The 23,986-nt window shown below is 68.4% G+C and carries 24 protein-coding genes; 8 read left to right on the top strand and 16 right to left on the bottom strand.

Annotated features, from left to right (window positions below; all coding sequences use genetic code 11):
• Positions 1-1,299: a tryptophan--tRNA ligase gene (locus tag H8R02_RS25780; protein WP_187084383.1), complete on the top strand. Its 1,299-nt coding sequence runs from the start codon at positions 1-3 to the stop codon at positions 1,297-1,299.
• A gap of 73 nt (positions 1,300-1,372) precedes the next feature.
• Complete coding sequence (locus H8R02_RS25775; protein ID WP_187084382.1) at positions 1,373-1,966, top strand: LuxR C-terminal-related transcriptional regulator; 594 nt, start codon at positions 1,373-1,375, stop codon at positions 1,964-1,966.
• On the opposite strand, the gene H8R02_RS25770 is transcribed toward H8R02_RS25775, so the two are convergent.
• A complete protein-coding gene (locus H8R02_RS25770) occupies positions 1,945-3,360 on the bottom strand; it encodes a sensor histidine kinase (protein ID WP_187084381.1) in 1,416 nt (471 codons plus the stop codon). The genes H8R02_RS25775 and H8R02_RS25770 overlap by 22 nt on opposite strands.
• A gap of 171 nt (positions 3,361-3,531) precedes the next feature.
• Here H8R02_RS25770 and H8R02_RS25765 point away from each other — a divergent pair, with 171 nt between their 5' ends.
• The 4 genes from H8R02_RS25765 (at position 3,532) to H8R02_RS25750 (ending at position 5,674) form a co-directional block, all read left to right on the top strand.
• Positions 3,532-3,756, top strand: coding sequence for a KGG domain-containing protein (locus H8R02_RS25765; RefSeq protein ID WP_187084380.1), 225 nt, complete (start codon positions 3,532-3,534; stop codon positions 3,754-3,756).
• A gap of 108 nt (positions 3,757-3,864) precedes the next feature.
• Positions 3,865-4,113: a hypothetical protein gene (locus H8R02_RS25760; RefSeq protein ID WP_187084379.1), complete on the top strand. Its 249-nt coding sequence runs from the start codon at positions 3,865-3,867 to the stop codon at positions 4,111-4,113.
• A 97-nt stretch (positions 4,114-4,210) separates the two neighbouring features.
• The gene (ku, locus tag H8R02_RS25755) at positions 4,211-5,149 is read left to right on the top strand and encodes a non-homologous end joining protein Ku (protein ID WP_222622642.1); all 939 of its coding nucleotides are present in this window, start codon (positions 4,211-4,213) and stop codon (positions 5,147-5,149) included.
• A gap of 9 nt (positions 5,150-5,158) precedes the next feature.
• Entirely contained in the window at positions 5,159-5,674 is a 516-nt protein-coding gene (locus tag H8R02_RS25750; RefSeq protein WP_187084378.1) for a hypothetical protein, read from the top strand.
• 37 nt (positions 5,675-5,711) lie between these two features.
• On the opposite strand, the gene H8R02_RS25745 is transcribed toward H8R02_RS25750, so the two are convergent.
• From H8R02_RS25745 to H8R02_RS25690, 12 genes are all read right to left on the bottom strand, one after another.
• The gene (locus H8R02_RS25745; protein WP_187084377.1) at positions 5,712-6,488 is read right to left on the bottom strand and encodes a ferredoxin--NADP reductase; all 777 of its coding nucleotides are present in this window, start codon (positions 6,486-6,488) and stop codon (positions 5,712-5,714) included.
• A gap of 88 nt (positions 6,489-6,576) precedes the next feature.
• A complete protein-coding gene (locus tag H8R02_RS25740) occupies positions 6,577-7,866 on the bottom strand; it encodes an NAD(P)/FAD-dependent oxidoreductase (protein ID WP_187084376.1) in 1,290 nt (429 codons plus the stop codon).
• Positions 7,867-7,877: 11 nt separating this feature from the next.
• Positions 7,878-8,855 carry a Bug family tripartite tricarboxylate transporter substrate binding protein gene (locus H8R02_RS25735; protein WP_187084375.1) on the bottom strand — a complete coding sequence of 326 codons (978 nt, stop codon included), beginning with the start codon at positions 8,853-8,855 and terminating at the stop codon, positions 7,878-7,880.
• Positions 8,856-8,866: 11 nt separating this feature from the next.
• Positions 8,867-9,538: a GntR family transcriptional regulator gene (locus H8R02_RS25730; protein WP_187084374.1), complete on the bottom strand. Its 672-nt coding sequence runs from the start codon at positions 9,536-9,538 to the stop codon at positions 8,867-8,869.
• The gene (locus tag H8R02_RS25725; RefSeq protein WP_187084373.1) at positions 9,535-13,305 is read right to left on the bottom strand and encodes a hydantoinase B/oxoprolinase family protein; all 3,771 of its coding nucleotides are present in this window, start codon (positions 13,303-13,305) and stop codon (positions 9,535-9,537) included. Before H8R02_RS25725 ends, H8R02_RS25730 begins: the two co-directional genes overlap by 4 nt.
• Before the next feature lie 97 nt (positions 13,306-13,402).
• Positions 13,403-14,374, bottom strand: coding sequence for a Bug family tripartite tricarboxylate transporter substrate binding protein (locus tag H8R02_RS25720; RefSeq protein WP_187084372.1), 972 nt, complete (start codon positions 14,372-14,374; stop codon positions 13,403-13,405).
• 11 nt (positions 14,375-14,385) lie between these two features.
• Positions 14,386-15,021 carry a glutathione S-transferase family protein gene (locus H8R02_RS25715; RefSeq protein ID WP_187084371.1) on the bottom strand — a complete coding sequence of 212 codons (636 nt, stop codon included), beginning with the start codon at positions 15,019-15,021 and terminating at the stop codon, positions 14,386-14,388.
• Positions 15,018-15,950 (bottom strand): amidohydrolase family protein, encoded by a 933-nt coding sequence (locus H8R02_RS25710; RefSeq protein WP_187084370.1) that lies wholly within the window; start codon positions 15,948-15,950, stop codon positions 15,018-15,020. Before H8R02_RS25710 ends, H8R02_RS25715 begins: the two co-directional genes overlap by 4 nt.
• Positions 15,947-16,906: a Bug family tripartite tricarboxylate transporter substrate binding protein gene (locus H8R02_RS25705; RefSeq protein ID WP_187084369.1), complete on the bottom strand. Its 960-nt coding sequence runs from the start codon at positions 16,904-16,906 to the stop codon at positions 15,947-15,949. The genes H8R02_RS25710 and H8R02_RS25705 overlap by 4 nt, the downstream gene beginning before the upstream one ends.
• 27 nt (positions 16,907-16,933) lie before the next feature.
• The gene (locus H8R02_RS25700) at positions 16,934-18,403 is read right to left on the bottom strand and encodes an aldehyde dehydrogenase (RefSeq protein ID WP_187084368.1); all 1,470 of its coding nucleotides are present in this window, start codon (positions 18,401-18,403) and stop codon (positions 16,934-16,936) included.
• Positions 18,404-18,414: 11 nt separating this feature from the next.
• Positions 18,415-18,990 carry a thiamine pyrophosphate-dependent enzyme gene (locus H8R02_RS25695; protein ID WP_255429556.1) on the bottom strand — a complete coding sequence of 192 codons (576 nt, stop codon included), beginning with the start codon at positions 18,988-18,990 and terminating at the stop codon, positions 18,415-18,417.
• Positions 18,990-19,511 (bottom strand): thiamine pyrophosphate-binding protein, encoded by a 522-nt coding sequence (locus H8R02_RS25690; RefSeq protein WP_187084366.1) that lies wholly within the window; start codon positions 19,509-19,511, stop codon positions 18,990-18,992. Before H8R02_RS25690 ends, H8R02_RS25695 begins: the two co-directional genes overlap by 1 nt.
• A gap of 76 nt (positions 19,512-19,587) precedes the next feature.
• On the opposite strand from H8R02_RS25690, the gene H8R02_RS25685 reads away from it, so the two are divergent.
• On the top strand, positions 19,588-20,520 hold the full coding sequence (locus H8R02_RS25685; protein ID WP_187084365.1) for a LysR family transcriptional regulator: 933 nt from the start codon (positions 19,588-19,590) through the stop codon (positions 20,518-20,520).
• Between the two features lie 4 nt (positions 20,521-20,524).
• Here the strand turns inward: H8R02_RS25685 and H8R02_RS25680 are convergent, their stop codons facing one another.
• Entirely contained in the window at positions 20,525-21,700 is a 1,176-nt protein-coding gene (locus H8R02_RS25680) for a helix-turn-helix transcriptional regulator (protein ID WP_187084364.1), read from the bottom strand.
• Positions 21,701-21,839: 139 nt separating this feature from the next.
• Here H8R02_RS25680 and H8R02_RS25675 point away from each other — a divergent pair, with 139 nt between their 5' ends.
• Positions 21,840-22,223 carry a hypothetical protein gene (locus H8R02_RS25675; protein ID WP_187084363.1) on the top strand — a complete coding sequence of 128 codons (384 nt, stop codon included), beginning with the start codon at positions 21,840-21,842 and terminating at the stop codon, positions 22,221-22,223.
• On the opposite strand, the gene H8R02_RS25670 is transcribed toward H8R02_RS25675, so the two are convergent.
• A complete protein-coding gene (locus H8R02_RS25670) occupies positions 22,216-23,148 on the bottom strand; it encodes an SMP-30/gluconolactonase/LRE family protein (protein WP_187084362.1) in 933 nt (310 codons plus the stop codon). The genes H8R02_RS25675 and H8R02_RS25670 overlap by 8 nt on opposite strands.
• Before the next feature lie 10 nt (positions 23,149-23,158).
• Positions 23,159-23,983 carry an amidohydrolase family protein gene (locus H8R02_RS25665; RefSeq protein ID WP_187084361.1) on the bottom strand — a complete coding sequence of 275 codons (825 nt, stop codon included), beginning with the start codon at positions 23,981-23,983 and terminating at the stop codon, positions 23,159-23,161.
• Positions 23,984-23,986: the final 3 nt, after the last annotated feature.

The raw sequence follows: 23,986 nt of genomic DNA, 5'->3' as shown, positions 1-23,986 counted from the left end.
ATGACGACACCGATCCGCTACCTCACCGGCATCACCACCAGCGGCACGCCGCACCTGGGCAACTACGTGGGCGCGATGCGGCCCACCGTGCAGGCCAGCCGCCGCGCGGGCACCGAGAACTTCTACTTCCTCGCGGACTACCACTCGCTGATCAAGTGCGACGACCCGCAGCGCATCCAGCGCAGCACGCTGGAGATCGCGGCGACGTGGCTCGCGGTGGGGCTGGACCCGGACAAGGTGTTCTTCTACCGCCAAAGCGACATCCCCGGCATCCCGGAGCTCACGTGGCTGCTCACCTGCGTGACGGGCAAGGGCCTGCTCAATCGCGCGCATGCGTACAAGGCGGCCGTCGACAAGAACACGGCAGCGGGCACCGACCCCGACGCCGACGTCACCGCGGGCCTGTTCATGTACCCGGTGCTGATGGCCGCCGACATCCTGCTGTTCAAGGCGAACAAGGTGCCCGTGGGCCGCGACCAGGTGCAGCACATCGAGATGGCGCGCGACATGGCGTCCAGCTTCAACCACCTCTACGGCGAGCACCTCGTGCTGCCGGAGGCAGAGGTGGACGACAACGTGGCCCTGCTGCCCGGCCTCGACGGCCGCAAGATGAGCAAGAGCTACGACAACGTCATCGCGCTCTTCGCCCCGCGCGAGCAGATGCGCAAGCAGATCTTCTCGATCGTCACCGACTCGCGCGCGCCGGGCGAGCCGAAGGAGACCGAGGGCTCCGCGCTGTACCAGATCTTCCGCGCGTTCGCTTCGGACGACGAGGCCGCCGCGCTGAAGAAGGCCTTCGCCGACGGCATCGCGTGGAGCGACGCGAAGCAGGCGGTCTTCGAGCGCATCGACCGCGAGCTCGCGCCGATGCGCGAGAAGTACGACCACTACATGGCGCACCCGGGCGAGATCGAGCAGATCCTGCAAGCCGGCGGCGCCAAGGCGCGCGAGCGTGCCACGCCCTACATGGCGCAGCTGCGCGAAGCCGTGGGCCTGCGCAATCTTTCTTCTCAGGCGGGAACCGGGAGGAAGCAAAAAGCCTCCAAGAGCAGTCTCCCCGCCTTCAAGCAGTACCGTGAAGCCGACGGCAAGTTCTATTTCAAGCTCGCCGCCGCCGACGGCAAGGTGCTGCTGCAGAGCAAGGGTTTCGATTCGCCCAAGGAGGCCGGGCAGCTCATCGCCCGCCTGCGCGCCGAGCCATCGGCCGTGGCCGCCGAGCCCATGCTCGAGCCCCTGGACGCGCAAGCCGCCGCCGGCGCCATCTCTGCCTTACAAGAGCTGACGGCGGATCCCAACTAAGGTTTTAGAGTATTTGGTAAGCATGCAAACAGCTGTATCCTCGCCCCCATCTCGTCATACAACCGCGACAACCATGACCCTCTACGTCATCGATGACCACCCCCTCATGCGCGAAGCCGTGGTGATGTTGCTGCGCCGGATGCGCCCGGGTGCCAACGTTGTCGAGCTCGAGCGCATCGGCGGCATCGAGTCGGCCGTGAAGCAGCATGGCAACCCGGACCTGATCACGCTGGACCTGAAGCTGCCCGACACGACCGGCACCTCGGGCGTGATCGAGCTGAAGAAGCGCTTCCCCGACACGCCCCTGGCCGTGCTGTCCGCCTCGCCCGCGTCCGACGCGGAGGAGTCGTGCATCGAAGCCGGCGCCGACATCTACATCGAGAAGTCGTCCGGCGCGCAGGAGATCGGCAACGCGCTGCGCGCGCTGCTCTCGGCCGACGGCCAGTTCGAGGAGCTCGCGCCCACGGACAACAAGCTGTCCAAGCGCCAGAAGCAGCTGATCGTCATGCTGGACCGGGGCCTGTCGAACCGCGAGATCGCCGACGAGCTGGGCATCAGCGAGCACACCGTCAAGGTGCACCTGTGGCGCCTGTTCCGCCGCCTGGGCGTGAAGAGCCGCACGCAGACGATCCACTACGCCCGCGTTCACGGCCTGCTCACCAGCTGAGCCACTGAAGCCACCGCCCGCTCCGTCGCCTGGGCGGGGTCGGTCGGCTCGATCGTCAGCTTGAACACCGTGCCCCGCCCGGGGCGCGAAGCCAGCGTGAGCGGGTGCCCGAGGATCTGGGTGAGCCGCGCCACGATGTAGAGGCCCAGCCCGAAGCCGTCCTCCGTGCCCGCATGCGTGGGCACCTTGTAGAACTCCCGGAAGATCTCGCGCTGGTACACCGGCGCGATGCCCACGCCTGTGTCCCAGATCTCGATGCGCCGGCCGCTGCGCGAGCCGCGCGCGGCCACGAGGATGCCGCCCTTCTGCGTGTACTTCACCGCGTTGGAGATCAGGTTGCCCACGATCCGCTGCAGCAGGATGGGGTCGGACACCACCGTCCCCGGCTGCACGTGCACGCGGAACTGCAGGCCCTTGGCCTCCGCGAGCGGCCGGTACTGCACCTCCAGGTCGTGCAGCAGCTGCTTGAGGTCCACCACCTCGATGTTCAGCTTGATCTTGCCGGAGTCCAGCCGCGCGAGGTCGAAGAGCGAGTCGAACAGCTGGTTCACCGCCTTGGTGGACTCCACGATCTTCGGCGCGAGTTCGTGCACCAGTTCCGGCTCGCTCCCGAGCCAGTCCGCATAGAGCCCCAGCGCGTGCACCGGCTGGCGGATGTCGTGCGCGGCGCTCGCGAGGAAGCGGTTCTTGATCTCCACCGCATCGAGCGCCGCCTGCGTCTGGCGCGTGAGCGACTCGATCAGCTGGTTGTTGCGGAACTGCAGTTCGTAGTTCTTGCGGTGCGTCTCGTGCAGCCGCTTGCCGGCCTGCCGCAGCACCTGCCAGAAGATCAGCAGCAGCGCGATGATCCACCAGTGGTAGGTGGGCCCCTGGAACTGCAGCTCCCCGCCGATGCGCCACCCCATCACCACGAGGCAGGTGACGGCCAGCGTGTTCAGGTAGGCGTACATCGAGCGCAGGTGCGCGGACAGCGCGTTGATCGAGAACATCGCCAGGCCCGCCATCATCAGCCAGCAGATGAACTGGTCCGCCAGCGAGGAGCGGTCGAAATAGAGGACGGTGGTGAGCCCCCACGTGAGCGCGCTGGCGGGGAACATCAGCCGCCACTTCTGGATGAACGCGCGGTGTTCCGCCGCCCCGCGCACCATGACCTCGCGCACGTATTCGCGCATCGACCAGAAGCGCACGGCGGCGGCCCCGAGTGCGAGCAGCACCCACGCGAGCAGCAGACGCAGCGACGCGTCGTCCCACAGCACGCCCGTGAAGAGGGCGATGATCACCAGGCCGATCCACTGCGTGCTGCGCTGGGTGCGCATCAGGCTGCGAACCAGCTCGCCCTCGACCCAGTGCGCCTCCGCCTGCGATGCGATGGACGGAGGCATGTCAGGTTTCATGGCCCGCAGTCTAAACGGGCCCCCTTCGTCACTTCCGACACGGCTATCGGCCTCGTCCTACACGACAGGGCCGCGGCCCAGCACAGACTCTGCCGTTGCGCTGACCCGAATCCGAGGAAACAGGGAACCCGCACCAGGATTGATTTCTTCACCCAACCGCAAGAGGAAAGAATGGATTCGCAAACCACGATCGAGACCAAGCCCGCTACCAAGAAGTCCCTGCGCGGCTTTGCTGCGATGGACCCGCAGCGCCAGCGCGAGATCGCCAGCCTCGGCGGCCGCGCCGCGCACCAGAGCGGCCACGCCCACGAATTCACCAGCGAAGAGGCCCGCGCCGCCGGCAAGAAGCGCCACGCCCGCGCCCAGGCCACGCAGTCCGAAGGCCGCCCGCTGTAAAAAGGCCCGCCTCGGCTGTAGGAAGCGGCGCGCCCGCTTTTCCCCCGGGCGCTGACGCGCCCGCCTCGGGCCCGGCCTCCAGAATGGTCTTGAACCGCTGGAGCGCCGATGCCCCCGAACCCCACCCTCACCACGCTTGCCGAAGCCAGCCGCGCGCTCTGGCTGGCCACGCTGTCGCTGATGACGGCGTTCATGCAGATGCAGGCACCCGCACACCGCTACCTGCTCGCCAGCCGCATCGCGCGCAACCTGCGCATGCTGGGCCAGCAGGAATGCTTCAGCCAGGACTGCCGCGACCGCTTCGCGCGGCTATGCACCCGCTGGGAAGGCCAGGCCCGCCGCTTCAAGCCCGCGTAGGCGCGTAGCCCGCCACCTACACCGCGGCCTGCGCGCGTCCGACAGGAAGCGCGCACTCGCATCGCGCACACTTCTGGAAACACTTTTTCGAGTTTCCATGGCAAGCAAGAACAAATCGACGGAAGGGATGGCCGGCACGTCGACGCGCAGCGTGTGGAAGGGAGCGATCACCTTCGGGCTCGTGCACATCCCGATCGGGCTCTATTCGGCGACGGCCGAGACCGACCTGAACTTCGACTGGCTCGACAAGCGCACCGGCGACCCCGTTGGTTACAAGCGGGTGAACAAGAAGACCGGCCGCGAGATCGACGCCCAGAACATCGTCAAGGGCATCGAGTACCAGAAGGGCGAGTACGTCACGTTGACCAAGGAAGAGATCGCCGAGGCCTACCCGCGCACGACGCAGACCATCGAGATCGAGGCCTTCGTGGACATCGACGAAGTGCCCTTCGTCTACCTCGAAAAGCCGTACTACACCGCGCCCATCAACAAGGGCGAGAAGGTGTACGCGCTGTTGCGCGAGGCACTGGTGCAGACGAAGAAGGCGGGTCTCGCCAAAGTGGTGATCCAGACCAAGCAGCACCTGGCCATCCTCGTGCCGATGGGCCCGGCGCTCGTGCTGAACCTGATGCGCTGGGGCGACGAGATCCGCAGCTGGGAGGGCCTGCCGCTGCCGCAGAAGCCCGCGCTGAAGGAAACCGAGCTGAAGATGGCCAAGCAGCTGGTCAACGAGATGTCGGGCCACTGGAAGGCCGAGGAATACCGCGACTCGTTCCGCGACGCGATCATGAAGCTGGTGGAGACCAAGGCGAAGTCCGGCGAGACGCAGGAGAAGGTGCAGCTCGAGGAGGCACCGCAGGAAGGCGGCGCCGACGTCATCGACCTCACGGAACTGCTCAAGCGCAGCCTGCAAGGCGGCGGGCGCGCGGCGGCGAAGGCACCCGCGAAAGCCGCTTCGAAGGCCGGCGCGAAGAAGGCGGCCCACAAGGCCCCGCAGAAAACCGCGCGCAAGAGCACCGCGCGCAAGGCCGCCTAGGGAGTCACCATGCAGATCTGGTTCTACTTCGGCTTGTGGGTGGCCGCCGCGCTGGTGGTCGTGGCATTCCTGAGCGCCGGCATCGCCCGGCACTTGCGCATGCGCGAAGTGCGCCGGCAGCAGGCCCTGAGGCTGCTCGACGCCCTGGAGCGCTACGGCGCGTGGATGGCCCAGCTGCGCTACACGCCGGTCTTCTTCGGCGAGAGCAACGAAGCGGCCGAAGCGCTGGACGAAGCCTGCCTCATCCGCCACGGCTGGTTCCCCGAGCTGGGCACCGACTTCGCCGAGCTGCTGGGCGTGCACAACCGCTTCATGCACTTCCTCACCACCCAGCACGCGCTGCGGCAGCGCGACCCCGAAGGCTGGCTGGAGACGGAACACGACGCGCGCTTCATGGCGCTGTGGCGGCAGCAGGACTGCATCGTGCAGAACATCCACGACAAGCTCGCCACGCTGGGCAGCGTGAGCAAGGTGGAAGAGGCGATCGCGGGGCCCTCGCCCTACGCGCAAGGGCTCAGAGCGTAAGGCCCGTCATCCCCGCGAAGGCGGGGATCCAAAGCGTTCACTGTTCGGCGAACGCGCGCTCGATCACGAAGTCCCCGGGCGTGGAGGTGTTGCCCTCCTGGAACCCGCGCTCTTCGAGCATGTGCTTCAGGTCGCGCAGCATGCCGGGGCTGCCGCAGATCATCACGCGGTCGTCCTCCGGGTTGATGTCCGGCATGCCCAGGTCCTTGAACAGCTTGCCCTTGGCGATGAGGTCCGTGATGCGGCCCATGTTCTTGTATTGCTCGCGCGTCACCGTGGGGTAGTAGCGCAGCTTGCTCGTCACGAGGTCGCCGAGGAACTCGTGGTTGGGCAGGTGTTCCAGCAGCAGGTCGTGGTACGCCAGTTCGTCCTTCTGCCGCACGCCGTGCACCAGGATGACCTGTTCGAACTTCTCGTAGGTCTCCGGGTCGCGCACGATGCTCATGAAAGGCGCCAGGCCCGTGCCCGTGGACAGCATGTAGAGGTGCTTGCCCGGCTTGAGGTAGTCGATCAGCAGCGTGCCCGTGGGCTTCTTGCCGACGATGATGGTGTCGCCCGGCTGGATGTGCTGCAGCTTCGACGTGAGCGGCCCGTTCGGCACCTTGATCGACAGGAACTCGAGGTGCTCCTCGTAGTTCGCGCTGACGATGGAGTACGCACGCAGCAGCGGCTTGCCGTCGTCCTTGCGCAGGCCGATCATCGTGAAGTGGCCGTTGGAGAAGCGCAGCGCGGGGTCGCGCGTCGTGGTGAACGTGAACAGCTTGTCCGTCCAGTGGTGGACGGACAGGACTTTCTCTTCGAGGAAGGCGCTCATGGCAAGGGCTAATGCTGGTTTGCCCTGATTTTATCGGCAGGGTTATTACTTCCCGTTTGATCCATATCCAACCCCTTGACGGTCGGGGTCACACGCCGAGCGCGTCCACCAGTTGCTTCCAGGTGATGGCGACCTGCTTGGCCGGCACGCGCAGCGCATGGAACGGGATGGGCTCGAACCGGCCCGAGCTCATGGGCCCCACTGCGGGCGCATGGCCTGCCACGCGGTTCGCGAGCAGCCGGCCGAACAGCGCCGAGAGCGCCACGCCGCGGCCGTTGTAGCCCATGCCGTAGTGCACGCGCGCGTCGAGCGAGCCGACGTGCGGCAAGGTGTCGAGCGTCATCGCGACGAGGCCGAACCACTGGTGGCGCACGGCAACGCTCGCCAATTGCGGAAAGATCGCGACCATGTCGCGCCGCAGGCGGTCGTAGATGCGCTGCGAGGCGCGGCTCGATGCGCCGCCGCGGCCACCGAAGAAGAAGCTGCCGTCCCGCAGCACGCGGTAGTAGTTGGTCAAGCGCTTGGCATCCGTGGCGGCTTCGCCGCCGGGCAGCAGGCTCTCGCGCAGGTCCGGGGGCAAAGGCTCCGTCGCGATCACGGCCGATGCCACCGGCACCACGCGCTTTTCGAGCGGCTTGCCCGCGGGCGTGAGGTCGCTGTACGCATTGCTCGCGATCACGAGTTGCTTCGCGCGCACGCGGCCATTCGGCGTGTGCACGACGACACCGTCGCCTTCCACCTGCCAGCGCGTCGCGGGCGTGCCGCAGTGGATACGCACCCCCGCCGCATACAGCGCATTCGCCAGCGTGATGCAGTACTCCAGCGGATGGATCACGCCGCCGCGCGGCTCGTGGTAAGCCGCCGAGTAGAACGCAGTGCCGATCCTGCGCGAAGCTTCCGCCGCATCCAGCATGCGCGGCGCCGTGTCGTGCACGCGTGATGCAAGCCATTCCACGTCGGCGATGAACCTTGCCACGTCGCTGGCGCTGACCACCGGCGTGAGGTGCCCGCTGCGCACGAAGCCGCAGTCCAGCCCGTGCTGCCGCACGATGCGCTCCAGCGAGTCCACCGCGTCGTGCGCGGCGCGGTACATCAGCAGCGCCGTCGCCTCGCCGTACTTGTCTTCGAGCTCCGGGTACGTGAACTTGTAGCGCGGCACCGCGATGCCGCCGTTGCGGCCACTCGCGCCCCAGCCGATGCGGTTGGCCTCGAGCACCACGCAGCGCAGGCCCAGCTCGCACAGGTGGTGCGCGGCGGACAGGCCCGTGAAGCCGGCGCCGATGACCGCAACGTGGGTCTCGATGTCTTCGCGCAGCGCGGCGAAGTCGCAGGCGTGCCGCGACGAGGCCGCCCACCACGAGGCGGGGTAGTCCTGCACCGCTTGCAAGGCTAGTCGAGGTAGCCGATGTTGGCCCGCTTGATCACGGTGCCCATCTTGTCCTTCTCGCGCACCTTCTGCTGCGCGAGGTGCTCGGGCGTCGGGCTGCTCACGCCCATCGCGCCGAGGCCGTTGAACTTGGCCTTCACCTCGGGTTGGTCGATCACCTTGATGATCGCCGCGCTCAGGCGGTCCACCACGGCCTTCGGCGTACCGGCCGGTGCTTCGACGCCCTGCCACACGATGAACTCGAAACCGGGGAAGGTCTCGGCCACGGTGGGGATCTCCGGTGCCGCTTCCACGCGCTTCTGGCTCGTCACCGCCAGCGCCTTGAGCTTGCCGTTCTTCACGTGGCCGAGCGACGCGGGGATGGAGTCGAAGAACACGTCGCATTCGCCCGCCATCAAGCCGACGATCGCGGGCGCGGAACCCTTGTACGGGATCGGCGTCATGTCGATGTCGGCAGCCTGCATGAACAGCGCCGCGGCGAGTTGCGAGCTGCCGCCTGCGCCGTATGTCGCGTAGTTCAGTTTCTTCGGGTTCGCCTTCGCGTACGCGATCAAAGCCGCCACATCCTTGTGCGGCGAATTCGGCGGCGCGACCATGATCGTCGGCGCGGCCGTGATCTGCGAGATCGGCGCGAAGTCCTTGATCGGGTCGTAGGGCAGCTTGCGATACAGGTTGGGCGCGACCACGTGCGTGCTGGTCGTCATCAGCAGCAGCGTGTAGCCGTCGGGCGCGGCCTTGGCGACGTACTCGGTGCCGATGAAGCCATTGGCGCCGGCCTTGTTCTCCACGACGACGGGCTGGCCCAGCTCGGCCTGCAGCTTCTCGCCGACGACGCGCGCGACGATGTCCGTCACGCCCGCCGCGGGCCAGGGCACCACCAGCTTGATCGGCCGGCTCGGGTACTGCTGCGCGAGCGCGAGGCCCGACGCCGAGAGCCCTGCGAGGGCGGTTCCTGCCTGGAGCACGAGACGTCTTTTCATGGGACTGCCTTTCAGAGAGTGGGTGGGCGCTGCCCGACTACGAGGAACCTGATCTTTTCCGCTTGCTCGATATGACTCGATGCCGCGGCCGACGCGGCCTCGGCGTCCCGCCGCGCGATCGCGTCGACGATGGCGAGGTGCTCCGCACCGGCCACCTCGCGGCGCTGCGCATAGGTGTAGGTTTGCACGCCCAGCAGCGCGACCGCGTTCTCGATGCCTTCGAGCGAGCGCTGCAGGAAGGTGTTGCACGACGCGGCGTATATCGCCTGGTGCAACCGGTGGTTGAGCGTGCCGAGGCGCTCGGGCGTGAGGTCGGGGCTCCACTGCTCGCAGATGCTGCGCATCAGGCGGATGTCCGCGGGGCGCGCGTGCAGTGCGGCCTGGCGAGCGGCCACACCTTCGAGTTCGGCCCACGCGGTGTACAGCTCCGTCACCTGCTGCGGCGACAGCGTCGTCACCATCATGCCGTCGGCAGCCGGGTTCACGAGGCCTTGCACTTCGAGGCGCTTGAGCGCTTCGCGGATCGGGGTGCGGCTCACGCCGAGCCATTCTGCGAGCTCGTGCTCGCGTAAGCGCTCGCCCGGGCGCAGCTTGCCTTCGCGGATGGCGTTGGTGATCGTCTCGCACACGATGCCCACGCGCGAGCCCTTGCGCAGCGGGCGGGGCAGTTCCTCGCCGGTCACTTCGCGGCCTCGACGGCGCGCTCCCAGCCGTAGGCTTCGCGGGCCTTCTGCTCGGAGATGTAGCCGTACGCGATGTCGCGTTCGATCAGCTCGCGCGATCGCTCTCGCGGGTCGCCGAGGCCTGCGCCGCCGGGGATTTCGCAGAGCATCGTGCCGCCCGGCGGCACCGAGGCATCGCCACCGCCTGTGGCCACCTTGCCGTTGATGACGAGCCGGCCGTTGGGGCCGTCCGCCCCACCGAGCAGCCCGGGCACCGGGAAGAAATAGCGCCCGCCCCGGAACCCGATGAGGAAGTTGCCGTCGGGGCCGATGTCGCCGTCGAGCACCACCATCTCGAAGCGCTGGCCGAGCCCGCCGCGGAAACGGCCCGCGCCGGCGGAGTCTTCCCACAGCTCGCGGCGTTTCACCAGCGCGGGGATGTCGCTTTCGAGGATCTCCACCGGCGTGTTGCCGATGTTGACCGGGAAGGTCAGGCACGACACGCCATCCTGGCCTGCGCGTGCGCCGAGACCGCCGTTGGCCGCATTCAGCGGCGCGAAGCTCGTGCCGTCGCGCCGCTTGCCGAAGATGTACTGCGCCCACAGCGGCGTGGAGCCCGATGCGGCGACCACGCGGTCCGGGAGCGCCGGTGCCAGTGCACTGAAGATCGTCTCCGGGATGAAGTTGCCGATGCTGGTGCGTGCGAACACCGGCGCCGGGAACTTCGCGTTCACCACGCTGCCCTCTTCCGCCACGATGCGGATCGGCCGCATCGAGCCGTCGTTGCCTTGCACGGGCAGGTTCAGCAGCGCGAGCACGGCGAACATCGAGTAGGCCGCGGTGTAGCGGATCGTGCAGTTCACCGCCGGGCGCACCTGCGGCGAGCTACCCGAGTAGTCCACGGTGAGCTCGTCGCCCTTGACGGTCACCGTCACCTTCAGGCGGATCGCCTGGCCGTCGATCACCTCGATCGGCGCTTCGTGCACGTACTGGCCGTCGGGGATGCGCTCGATCTCCGCGCGTGCCAGTTCCTCGCTGCGGCGGATGATCTCGTCGGCCAGCGGCTGGAAGTCGGCCCAGCCCTGCTCCACGCACAGCTCGCGCAGGCGCTCGCAGCCCACGTGGTTGGCAGCGCACTGCGCGCGCAGGTCGCCGAGCACGGTCTCCGCGAGCCGCACGTTGCTCGCGATGAAGGCGAACACATCCTCGTTGGGCTCGCCGGCCTTGTACAGGCGCGACACCGGGATGCGCAGGCCCTCTTCGTAGTTGTCGCGGCTTTCCGTGGTCGCGCGGCGGCCGCCGATATCGACGTGGTGGGCCGAGCAGGCGTCGAAGCCGATCAACCGTCCTTCATGGAAGGCCGGGGTGACCACGAAGATGTCGTTGTGGTGGCCGCTGCCGTGCCACGGGTCGTTGCCGATCAGCACGTCGCCTTCGCGCAGGGTGTGCGGCGGGATCTTCTCCAGCATGTGCTTGAGCATCGGCGCGAGGCCGCCCGCGATGCCGGGCGTGCTGTCGGTCGAGCGCACGAGCAAACGCGCCTGCGCGTCGAACACGCCGCAGGCGTAGTCGTTCACGTCGCGGATCACGGAGGAGAAGGACGTGCGCACGAGCGCCGCGGCCAGTTCGTCCACCGAGGAGCCGAGGCGCCGCCACAGCATCTCCAGAGTCACCGCATCGATGCGGCCGCCGCCCGTGGCGCGCACCTGCAGGTCGGGCACGCGCACGACGAGGCTGCCGCTCGCGTCGACCGTCATCGTCGCGCCCTTGCCGACGATGGTGGTGGACTCGGGCTCTTCGACGATGGCGGGGCCCTGCACCGTGGCACCGGCCGGCAGCGCGGCGCGGTGATACACCGCGTGCTCGACGAAGGCCTCGCTCACGGGGCACCACGCATCGCGGCGCGCGGCCGCCGCGACGGTGCCGTCCTTCGGCACGGGGGCCGCATCGGCAAAGGTCTTGCCGGGAGCGAACGCGGTCACGCGCAGGCTCATGACCTCCAGCTCCAGCTCGTCGAACACGCGGCCGTAGAGCTTGAGGTAGACCTCGTTGAAGGCTGCGCGCAGGGCCGGCTCGAGTGCCCCCTGCTTCAGCATCTGCGGCGTCACGGGCACGGACACGTCATAGCCCTGCCCCACGTAGCGCACGTCGGCGGAACGCTCGAACCACACCGACTCGGGCTTCGCGCTCTTGGGCAAACCCGCGCGCGCTTCGTCCTGCATCTGCGCGTACACGGGTTCCAGCTGCGCGGCGTCTGCCTTGCGGGCGCGCGTGCGATGCGTGCGGACCGTGTCGTACGACGCGGGCGCGATCAGCATGCCGAACGCGGAAGCCACACCCGCGCGCGGCGGAATCACCACCGTGCGCGCGCCGATGCGCCGCGCGAGGTCGTACGCATGCACCGGCCCCGCGCCGCCGAAGGCGACGATCGCGCAGCTGCTCGGGCTCTCGCCCTTCTCCGCGACGTACACCTTCGCGGCGCTCGCCATGTTCTCGTTCACGAGGCTGTGGATGCCCCATGCGGCCTTCTCGGTGCTCAGCCCCAGCGGGATGCCCAGCTCGATCTCGATGGCGGCCGCGGCCTTCTCGCGGTCCAGCGGCATGCGGCCGCCGAGGAAGTACGAGGGATTGAGGTAGCCGAGCACGAGGTCCGCGTCGGACACCGTGGGCTCCGTGCCGCCCTGTCCGTAGCTCACCGGCCCCGGCATCGCGGACGCGCTCTCGGGGCCCACTTCCATCGTGCCCTTGGCGCTCACCTTCGCGATGCTGCCGCCGCCCGCGCCGATCTCCATCAGGTCCACGACGGGCACGCGCACCGGGATGCCGCTGCCGCGCTTGAAGCGGTGCACGCGGTCCACTTCCAGCTCGTTCACGCGGCCCACGCGGCCTTGCATCACGAGGCACATCTTGGCGGTGGTGCCGCCCATGTCGAAGGCGAGCACCTTGTCGAAGCCGGCGAGCCGCGCGTAGTGCGCCGCACCGATCATCCCGGCCGCCGGGCCCGACTCGATGATCTGCACCGGGAATTGCCGCGCCATCGCGGCCGAGTTGAGGCCACCGCTCGATTGCATCAGCAGGAACTCGCCGCCGAAGCCCACGTCGTGCAGGCGGCCGTCGAGCCGCTGCAGGTAGCGGTCCACCACCGGCTTCGCGTACGCATTGATCACCGTCGTCGTCGTGCGCTCGTATTCCTTCAGCTCGCGCAGCACCTGGTGCGACAGCGTCACCGGGATGTCCGGCGCCACGCGCGCCGCGATCTCACCCACGCGCACTTCATGCGCCGGGTTCGCGAAGGAGTTGAGCAGGCACACGGCAATCGATTGCACGCCGCCGTCGACGAGCTTCTTCACGGCCGCTTCCACCGTGGCCTCGTCCAGGGGCGTGAGCACGCGGCCCGACGTGTGCACGCGCTCGTCGACTTCGGTGCGCAGCGGCCGCGTCACCAGCGGCTCGGGGAAGCGGATCTGCAGGTCGTTGCCGTCGTAGCGCTTCTCGCGGCCGATCTCCAGCACGTCGCGAAAGCCCCGCGTTGTGATGAGGCCGGTGCGCGCGCCCTTGCGCTCGATCACCGCGTTGATGACGAGCGTGGTGCCGTGCACCAGCATCGCCGCTTCGCGCACCGTGCCCGGCGCCATCGCGTCCAGGCTGCGCAGCCCGGTCTCGATGGCGCGCGACGGATCGTCCGGCGTGGTGAGGACTTTCTCGACGTGGGCCGTGCCCGTGGTTTCGTCGATGAGCAGGAGGTCGGTGAAGGTGCCGCCGATGTCGCAGCCGATGCCGATGGTCAATTCAGTCTCCGGTGACGTTCGGCCCATCGTAGGTTTGCATGCAGCTGCATGCAAAGCTGGTGTTTCCACCCGCTCCAAAAGCGCTAACGCGAGTTGCTTACTCCAGCTTGATGTGGGCCGCCTGCGCGACGCGCTTGTAGAGGTCCACTTCCTTCTGGAAGAACTGCGAGAACTCGGCCGGCGTGCTGGCCACCACTTCCGCGCCGCTGTCCGCCATGCGCTTGATGAAAGCCTCGCGCTTGCCGACCGTGGCCACCGCCTTGTGGATGTACTCGACCACCGAGTCGGGCGTGCCAGCCGGCGCGAAGAGGCCGAGCCATGCCACCACTTCGAAGCCACGCACGCCCTGCTCCTGCGCGGTGGGAATGTCCGGCGCCGCATCGGCGCGCTTGTTGCCCGTCACCGCGAGGATGCGCACCGTGCCCTGCCGCCAGTGCGGCAGCAGCGTGAACAGGTCGACGAAGATCAAGGGCACGCGGCCCGCGATCACGTCCTGCAGCGCAGGGCCGCCGCCCTTGTAGGGCACGTGGATGAGCTTGGTGCCGGTGATCTGCTGGAACAGTTCGCCCGCGAAGTGCGTCTGGCCGCCGTGGCCCGTCGACGCGAAAGAGATCGTGCCCGGCTTGGCCTTCGCCATCTCGATCAGCTGCGGCAGCGACTTGATGTCCGACTTGGCATCGACACCGATCGCCGAAGGAAAGCGGTTGAGCTGCGTGATCGGCTTGAACGACTTGACGGGGTCGAACGACAGGTTCGGGTACAGCGCCGCGCTCGTCGCGTAGCTGCCCGTGCCCATGAACAGCGTGTAGCCGTCGGCCGGCGCGGATGCCACGGCCGCGGCGCCGATGGTGCTGCCCGCGCCGGGGCGGTTCTCGACCACGAACGTCTGCCCCGTCACTTCCTGCAGGTGCTGTGCGAGCAAACGCGTGCCCGCGTCCGTGCTCGCGCCGGGCGCGAGGCCCAGGATGATCTTCACGGGGCGGTTCGGATAGGCCTGCGCACGGGCGGGCAGGCCCAGCGTGGCGGCCGCGGCAGCGGCGGTGGCGGCGAGGAGGGTTCGGCGATGCATCTTTTTTCTTTCTAGTGCTGCGGGGTTTCGGTGGGCATCGTGGCCTGCATGGAGGGCCGCTGGATGAAGCGCTCGAACCATTGCGTCAATTTCGGCTTGCCACTGCGCCAGTCTTCCTTGAAGCGGAAGTCGTGGTAGCTCAGCGCGCAGGCCAGCGTGATCTGCGCGAGGTCGACGTCGGCGGTGAACGCATCCGTCATCTGCTCCAGGGCGTCATAGCAGCGGTGCTCGCGATCATGCATCTTGCGGATGAAATCTTCGGAGCGCACGGGCGGCTGGCGCAGCAGCTCCGCGCGGCGGCTGATCTGCGCCTCCAGCGCGCCGCTCGTGATGGAGATGACCGACATCAGCTCCCAGCGCTTGCGGCCCGACTGCGGCAGCAGCCGGTAGCCGCCCAGCTCCGCATTGAGGTAGTCGCAGATCGCGTGCGACTCCACGAGCCGGATGCCATCGTCGGTCACGAGTGCGGGGATGCGCGCGACCGGCGTGGCCGCGGCGAACTCGGGCGCGTACTCGGTGGTCTGCGTCGCCCAGGTGTGCGGCCACTTGGTGGGGATGCGCTCGACGCGGTTGTCGAGCCCCAGCTCGCTGATGGAGACGACACAGCGCCGGACCCAGGGCGATGCCGGTGTGGTGAACAGTTTCATGAAGCGTCCTTGGTGTGTTCGATTCGGTAGAAGCGGCGGGCGTTGCCGGCAAACAATGCCTCTCGTTCATGAGGCGACAGGTCGGCAAAGGCCTCGGCATAGCTGAGCCACACGCGGTCGTAGGTCGCGTGGATGCGGTCGACGGGGAAATTGCTTGCCAGCATGCAGCGCGCCACGCCGAAGAGGTCGAGACAGCAGCCTCCGAAGTCTCGCACGGTGCCCACGTCCCAGTCGGGAGCCCACAGGCCGAAGCCCGAGATCTTCACGGCCACGTTCGGCAGCGCGGCGAGCGATTGCAGGTTGCGCCGCCACAGCGCGAGGTACTCCGCCTCGGTGGACAGCGGCATGCCGCAATGCGTGAGGATGAACTGCACGCCCGGGTGCGCTCGCACGAGCGCGGCCACACCCTCGCCCTGCTCCTGGAAGAACTGCAGGTCGAACGAGAGGCCGAAGCGCTGCACCAAGCCGAAGTTGCGCTGGAACGCCGGGTCTTCGAGCGGGTCGTAGCGCGGTGAGGTGTGCAGCCGCCGGTGCAACGCCTGGCGGATGCCGCGCGTGTTGCGGAAGGCGAAGTGCGCTTCCAGCACCTTCTGCGCATCGGGCGCGGCGAGGTCGGCGTTGGCGACGATCGCCTGCGGCGTGCCATGCGACGCGGGATCGTCCGCCACCGACTGCAGCCACGCCGTTTCGCGCACGTGGTCTTTCGGGTCATGCTCGGCCTGGATGTGGACCGCGGCGACGCGCTCCATCGCCGGCGCGAGCGTTCGGGCGTCCGCGTCGAAGTCCTGCACGAGGTAATTGCGGCGCAGCGACGAGAAGTCCTTCACCACCGACGGCCGGTCGCCATCCGAGAGCCAGGGGTAATAGTTCTTCCCAAGGTCCCACAGGTGGAAGTGGGCATCGACGAACTGCGTCGCGGGTACCGTCATTGCGGTTCGATCTTCGCAACCTTCGCGTAGTTCGCCCAGTTCTCGATTTCCCTTGCGAGGAAAGAACGATAGTCGTCGGGCGAGTAGTCGCGCAACGTCAGCCCGAGTGTCTCCAGCCGCGTGCGGATGGCGGGTGTTGCGAGCGCATCGCGCATCGCGCGATTGACCTTCGTGACGACAGGGGCAGGCGTCCCGGCCGGCGCGTACAACGCGAGGAAGGCCATGATCTCGTAGCCGGGGTACAGCTCGGCCACGGCGGGAACGTTGGGCAGGCGCGGGTTGCGCTTCGCCTCCGACACCGCGATGGGCCGCACCTTGCCGGACTCGATGTGCGAGGCGGCCGCGACGTAGTCGACGAACATCAGCTGGATCTGCCCGCCGATGAGGTCGGTGATCGCATTGGCGATCGTCTTGTACGCCACGCCCTCGATCGGCAGCTGGCCCACCGCCTTGAGCATCTCGCCCGGCACCTGCGACGAGGTGTTGAAGTGGCCGAAGAACACCTTGCCCGGGTTGGCCTTGCTGTACGCGACGAGGTCCTTGAGCGACTGGATCGGGCTGTTCGCCGGCACCAGAAGGGCGGAGCCGAGCACGCCGAAGAGGCCGATGTGCTCGAAGTCCTTCAGCGGGTCGTAGGGCAGCTTCTTGAACAGGTACGGCGCCGCTGCATGCGTGGAGCCCGACGCGATGCCCAGCGTGTAGCCGTCGTTCGGCTGCTTCCACAAATACTCGGTGGCGATGAGGCCGTTCGCGCCGGCCTTGTTCTCGACCACCACGTTGGCCTTCCAGCTGTCCTCGAGGTACTTGCCGAACAGGCGCGCCGTGATGTCGCCCGAGCCGCCCGCGCCTGCGGGCACGACGATGCGGATCGGCCGCGAGGGGTACGCAGCCTGCGCGAATGAGGGCGCGGCCAGTGCCGCACCGGCGGCGGCAATGGCGGTGCGTCGGTTGATCATGGCGATGTCTCCTTCACTTCTCTTCTCTCAGCGGATGGTGAACGGGTTGCCCGTCGGCGCCCCGGTGTTGATCCACACGCTCTTGGTCTGCAGGTAGCCCTCGATGGCCGAGATGCCGTTCTCGCGGCCCAGCCCCGAATCCTTGTAGCCGCCGAACGGCGACATGTAGCTCACCGCGCGGTAGGTGTTGACCCAGACCGTGCCCGCCTGGATGCGCTCGGACATGCGGAAGGCGCGGCCCAGGTCGCGCGTCCACACGCCCGCGCCGAGGCCGTAGGCGGTGTCGTTCGCGATGCGCACCGCATCTTCTTCGTCCTCGAAGCGGATGATCGAGAGCACCGGCCCGAACACCTCCTCGCGCGCGATGCGCATGTCGTTGCGCACGTCCGCGAAGATCGTGGGCTGCACGAACCAGCCGTCGCCGCACGTGGCGGGGCCGCCCCCGAGCACCAGCCGGGCACCTTCGCCGCGTGCGATGTCGATGTAGCGCAGGACCTTGTCGTATTGCGGACGCGTGGTGACAGGGCCCACCTGCGTGTCGGGCTGCATCGGGTCGCCCATGCGCGCCGTCGATGCCAGTGCCACCAGCTTGTCGACGAAGGCATCGTGGATGGACGACTGCAGCAGCAGCCGCGAGCCCGCGATGCACGTCTGGCCCGTCGCGGCGAAGATGCCGGAGACGGCACCATTCACCGCGTCGTCGAGGTTGGCGTCGTCGAACACGATGTTCGGCGACTTGCCGCCGAGCTCCAGGCTCACGTGCTTGATGTTGCGCGCGGCGCTCGCTGCGATCGCACGGCCCGTGACATCCGAGCCGGTGAAGGTGATCTTGCGCACGAGCGGGTGCTCCACAAGCGCCGAGCCCACCTCCGCACCGAAGCCCGTGACCACGTTGAACACGCCCGGCGGAAAGCCCGCCTCCTGGAACAGCGCCGCCAGTTCGAGCGAGGAAGCAGACGTGAACTCCGAAGGCTTGAGCACCACGGTGCAACCCGCCGCCAGCGCCGGCGCGATCTTCCAGCCGGCCAGCAGCAACGGCGAGTTCCACGGCGTGATCGCGGCCACCACGCCCAGCGGCTCGCGCCGGGTGAAATTGAAGAAGCCTTTCTTGTCGAGCGGCACCACGGTGCCCTCGACCTTGTCCGCGAGCCCGCCGAAGTAATAGAACCACTGCGGCAGGTAGTTGAGCTGCGCACCCATCTCCGCCAGCAGCTTGCCGTTGTCACGCACTTCGATGGCGGCGAGCTTCGCCGCGTCGCGCGCGATGAGGTCGCCCAGCTTGCGCAACAACGCGCCGCGCGCACTCGGCGTGAGCTGCGCCCACTCGCCGGAGGTGAAGGCGCGATGCGCCGCCTGCACGGCCCTGTCCACATCCGCCGCGCCGCCGCGCGGGATCTCCGCCCAGGCGGTGCCGCGGAACGGGTCAAAGCTCTCGAAGGTGCGGCCGTCCGCCGCGTCGCAAAACTCGCCACCGATGAACTGGCGAAAGCGGTGCATGGTGCTGCTCCTCAAAGCGGCGCGAGGCCGAGGTGCTCGCGCACGCGGTTCTTCAGGTACACGCCGTCGCGCGGCGGCAGCGCGCGCGGCAGTTCGTCGGCGGCGACGATCACCTGCGCGAGCGCGAGCCCGGCCTTCGCATTGACGCGCCGTGCGATGGCCTGCACGCCGTCCATTTCGCGCACGACCACCGCATCCTCGATGCCGCAGCCCTTGGCCACCGCCACCAGGTTCAGGCCGAGGCTGCTGTGGCTGCGCTGCATGCCGGTCTCGCCGAAGTGGCCGTTGTCCAGCACGACGACGGTGAGGTTGTCCGGGCGCTGGACGGCCGCAGTGGCGAGTGCGCCGAGCCCCATGAGTTGCTCGCCGTCGCCGGTGATGGCGATGACGGGCCGCGAGGGTTTCGCCAGCGCGAGCCCGAGGGCAACGGCAGCCGCACCACCCATCGCACCCCACAGGTAGAAATTGCCCGGCCGGTCGCCGGCAGCGAACGCGTCGTAGGACGGCGAGCCCAGGCCAGTGACGACCAAGGCGTCAGGGCATTGCGCCACGAGGGCGGCCACGAAGGCACGGCGGTCGATGCTCATCACTTCACCCATTTCTTGCGCCCGATCAGGCTTTGCGACAGCAGCACGGCGACGCGCTCGCCGGCCTCGAATGCGCTCGCGAGCGCGGCGCCGACGACGTCGGCCACTTCCTCGGGGCGCGACGCACGGTGCACCGTGATGCCCATCTGCTCCATCACGGCTTGCGTCGCGCGGCCCATCGGGCCCTGCCACGGGTTGAACTCGGCGTATTCGCCGCGCATCGTCACGAGCGTGCAGAACGGGAAGCGGCAGCTCTCCAGCAGCGAGAACATGTTGACGCAGTTGCCCACGCCGCTGCTTTGCATCAGCAGCACGGCGCGCTGCCCGCCCAGCCAGGCCCCGGCGGAGACGGCCACGCCCTCTTCCTCGGTGGTGAGCACGATGTCGCGGATGTCGCTGTCGGCCTGCACGCGGCGGATCACGTGCGCATGGCCCGCGTCGGGCACGTAGGCCACCTGCCGCACGCCGGCGGCCTTGAGCTGCAGGTAGATCTGTTCCTGCCAGGTGTTGTCGGTCGTCATGGGTCTATTAAAATTTGATCTACTGCCTCTAGGCAAATAACATTTTTTGCTGGTCCCCATCAGCGGACGGAATGCCATGGATTTGAAGCAACTGCGCGCGCTGCTCACCGTCTCGGAGACGCGCAGCGTCACGCGCGCCGCGGCCGTGCTGCACCTGGTGCAGCCGGCGGTGTCGCGGCAGCTGCGCCTGCTGGAAGAGGAGATGGGCGCGCCACTCTTCACGCGCGAGCGCAACGGCATGGAGCTCACCGACGCCGGCAAGCTGCTGGCCGAGCACGCGCGGCGCGCGCTGCGCGAGCTGGACCAGGCGCGCGGCGAGATCCAGTCGGCGTCCGTCGCCGTCTCGGGTGTCGTCAACCTGGGCCTGCTGCCGAGCACCTGCGACCTGATCGCCGGGCCCATCGCGGCCGGCGTGAAGAACAAGTACCCCGGCGTGAAGCTGCGCGTCATCACCGGCTATGCCGGGCACCTGCAGCAATGGCTGCTGGCCGGCGACCTCGACGCCGCCCTGCTCTACGACCGCGAGCCGACACCGACGCTCGCGATCGAGCCCTTGCTCGACGAGTCGCTCTACATCGTCGGCCTGCCGGTCAGCGGGCTCGCGCTGCGCAAGCCGCGCCGGCTGTCCTTCCTCACCGGCAAGCCCGTCATCCTGCCGAGCGCCCCCCACGGCATCCGGGCGCTGGTGGAGCACGAATGCGCGGTGCAGAAGGTCACGCTCGATGTCGTCGCCGAAGCGGATGCGATGAACCTGCAGAAGACCTTCGTGCAGCACGGCCTGGGCTACACCGTGCTGCCGGGCGCGGCCATCCTTGACGACGTCGCGCGCGGCGTGCTCGCTGCCGCGCCCATGAACCCCGCGCTGCGGCGGCGCGTGGTGTCGGCCTGGCCCGCGCAGAAGCGCATCACGCGCGCCACGCAATGCGTGCTCGACGAAATGCGCGTCGCGGTGAACGAGTGCGTGACGAAAGGCCGCTGGGCCGGCGCGAACCTGATCGCGCGGCGCTAGGAGCCTAGCGCGGCGGCTCGAACGATCCGTTGAGCATCGCCGGCCCCGCCAGGATCGTGCGCACGACGTCGACCTGGCGCTTCGCGCCCACCTTGGCCGTCACCGACTTCATCTGCGTCTTGACGGTGTTCATGCTCACGTTGCGCTCGGCGGCGAACGCCTTGAGCGACTTGCCGTTGACCAGCGCTTCGGCCAGTGCCGCCTCCGCCGGCGACAGCTGGTAGACCCGGCGCAGCGCGTCGGCGAGCACGGCCGGCGTGCCGGCGTTCTCGGTGACGAACAACGCGGCCGCGGCGCCCATCGGGAACGGCGAGTTGTCGACAGCCGCGGCAGGCGCGACCAGCACCTGCACTTCGCCCTCCCTGGAGGGAAGCTTCATCAGCGTTCCGGGGCTCCTGGCGCCGCTGGTGCCCGGTTCGCATGCGCGACGGATGGCAGCAGCGAGTTTGAGCGACAGCTCGTGCGTGCACGCACGCAGCTCGCCGTTGCCCGCGACCGCAATGCTGCCGGTGCGCCGCGAGACCTCGCGCGCAGCGCCGTTCCAGTGCAGCAGGCGCCCGCTCGCCGCCACGAAGATCACACCCTGCGGCAGCAGTTCCAGTGCCGCCAGCGCCGACTGGGAGAGCTGGCCGAGCCGGTGGATGCGGCGGTGGACCGCGACGGCGGTGCGCACGTGCGGCATCAGCAAGCGCGCGAGCTGCAACTCGGCTTCGCCGAACTGGCCCGCCCGCTCGGGGCGCAGGAAACTCAGCTTGATGGCGCGCGAGTCTTCCTTCTCCACCACCGAGCCGAGCGCGTAGAACAGGTCCTGCCCGCGCAGCCAGTCGCCGTAGAACTCCGTGCGCTTGAGCATGGAGTCGGGGTACAGCTGCGAGGACAGCACCGCGGAGCCGGCCGGCAGCGTGTCCTCGTTCGCGGTCCAGACGTTCGTCATGCTGTAGTGCGCGGCGTAGGAGACGAGCGCCGGCTCGTCGATGCCGCAGAACGCCGCGATGTTCGTCGCCGTCGTCTCCAGGTTCGCGCTGCTGTCGGCGAAGTCGTGCGAGTGGATCGTGCCCGCGGTCGCGTCCACCGCGCGGCCGATGTCCTCGAGGACGCCGGGCCAGAGCGAGGCGTCGAGTGCGGCGCAGTGGATGCGCTCGATGAGGCCGAGGAGAACTCCCGTTTCGTCGTACTGCATGCAGGCCAATGTGCCAGCATTGCGCGCGCGGTGAAACAGGGGCATGTGCGTTTACGCACATGTTCCGCGCACATCACCCCGTCAGGTGATGTCGCGCCACGCCGCCGGTCGATAAGGTCCACCGATCACGGAGGACGCCATGACCCATCCACGCATCTCCCGCGCCTTCTGCGCCTTGTTGCTCGCCGCATGCACGATGCCGGTGCTGGCGGGCCCCGACGGGCAGTTCGACGACGCACTGGCCAGCTACCGCGCCGCGCGCTATTCGGAGGCATTCGGCCGCATGATGGCGCTCGCGAACCGCGGCGATGCGGACGCCGCGCGCATCGTGCTCTTCATGCACCAGTACGGCCCGATGCTCTACGGCAGCTACTGGGACCTGAACCCGCAGGAGGTGGACAGCTTCCGCGAAGTGGCGATGCTCGCTTCGAACCGCCGCGCGCCGGTGTTCGTGCCGTACGGGCAGGCTCGCAAGCCGGCGGCGGTGAAGGCGGTGCGCGCTTCGCCCGGCAGCGTCAAGTAGCAGGTTTCGCGCTTCTTCGGTGGATGGGCAGGCCGGGCGCCTCGAGGTCGGCATAGAGCACGTCCCCGTGCGTCGAGTCGGTGACGAAAAGGCGCGTGTTGCCCGGACCGCCGAAAGCGACGTTGGTGGTCGACGCACCTTCCGGTCCGCGCAGCACCCACACCGGCTCGGCGCGGGCATTGAGCACCCAGACATAACCGAGGCCCGGGTTCGCGACGACGAGCCGGCCCTGCGAATCGGCCGCAAGCCCGTCGGGGCCGCTGGGCCCGCAGGACGTGAAGAACTGGCCCACCTTGGCCACGCTGCCATCCGGCAGCAGCGGCACGCGCCACACGCAGTTGCCGCGCGTCACGGCGAGGTAGAGCACCGTCTCGTCCGGCGAGAGGCACACGCCATTGGGGCTCGGCACGTTGTCCAGCAGCAGGTCGAGCTGGCCACTCGGGCGCAGCCGGTAGACGCGGCCCGTCGGGTCGTGCAACCCCGTCTGCCCCTGGTCGGTGAAATAGAGGTTGCCCGCGCTGTCGAACACCAGGTCGTTCACGCCGCGAAAGCGCTCCGAGTTGCGCCGCTCCAGGAAACCCCGCACCTGGCCGCTCGCGACGTCCAGCTGCATGAGGCCGTTCTTGTAGTCGGTGATGAGCAGCGTGGCGTCGTCCAGGAACTTCATGCCGTTGGGCTCGCCGTCGTACTCGGCCACCAGCGTCCATTCACCCGCGGCGTCGATGCGGAAGATGCGGCCGAACGGGATGTCCGTCACGTAGAGGTTGCCGTGCCGGTCGAACACCGGCCCCTCGAGGAAAGAGTCGGTGGGCCGGCCCGCGCGGTTCGCGTCGGCCCACACGCTCTTCGTGCGGGTGCGGAAGCGCTCGGGCATCGTGGTGAAGCGCGCGAGCTCGCGCACTTGCGGTGGGTTTAGGAAGTACATGGCGGGCCTTTTACTCGAAGCCGTACAGGCGCTGCGGATTGTCGACGAGCACGCGGCGCAGCGTGTCCGCGTTACCGCACCACGCGAGCAGCACGTCGACGAGGTCATCGTCGTTGACGGAACCGGCCGGCTCCGTCGTGTGCGGCCAGTCGCTGCCCCACACCACCTGCTCGGGTGCATGGCGCACCAGCGCTTGGCCGATGGGGACCATGTCGCCGTAGCGCGGCGCCCCCTCGCGCGAGCGCATGTACGCGCCCGAGAGCTTGACCCAGGTGTTGCCGCCGCCCAGCAGGCGTTGCAGGAGCTTGAAGGCCGGCCCTTGCGTGCCTTCCGCGGGATCGACGCGCCCGATGTGGTCGATGACCAGCGGCACCGGCAGCGACGCAAGCAACGGCTCCATCGCCAGCAGCTGCTCCGGGTGCGCGAACACCTGGATGTGCCAGCCGAGCGGCGCCACCTTGTGCGCCAGTGTCTCCAGCATCCGCGGCGCGGTCTCGCCCCAGGATTGCGGCGAGACGAAGTTGACGCGCAGGCCGCAGACGCGCTGCGATGCGAGGCGCGCCAGCTCCTCCTGCGAGACATCGGCATCGACCACCGCGACACCGCGCGCGCTGTCGCCCAGTTGCGCGAGCGCGTCGAGCGTGCATGCGTTGTCCACCCCGTAGGTGGACGGCGTGACCACCACGCAACGACCGGTGCCGTTGCGGGCCTGCAGCTGCCGGTACGCCGCGACATCCGCGTGCGGCGGCTTGCGCGGCCAGTGCGGCGACGGCGCGAAGCGCGCGTCGAAGATGTGCATGTGCGCGTCGCACGCGCGCTCAGGCAGCGGGCGCATCGG

The sequence above is a fragment of the Ramlibacter albus genome, from assembly GCF_014297445.1.
Lineage (GTDB): Bacteria > Pseudomonadota > Gammaproteobacteria > Burkholderiales > Burkholderiaceae_C > Ramlibacter > Ramlibacter albus.
The sequence above is the reverse complement of the archived record's forward strand: the minus strand, read 5'-3'. Positions and strand labels throughout refer to the sequence as shown.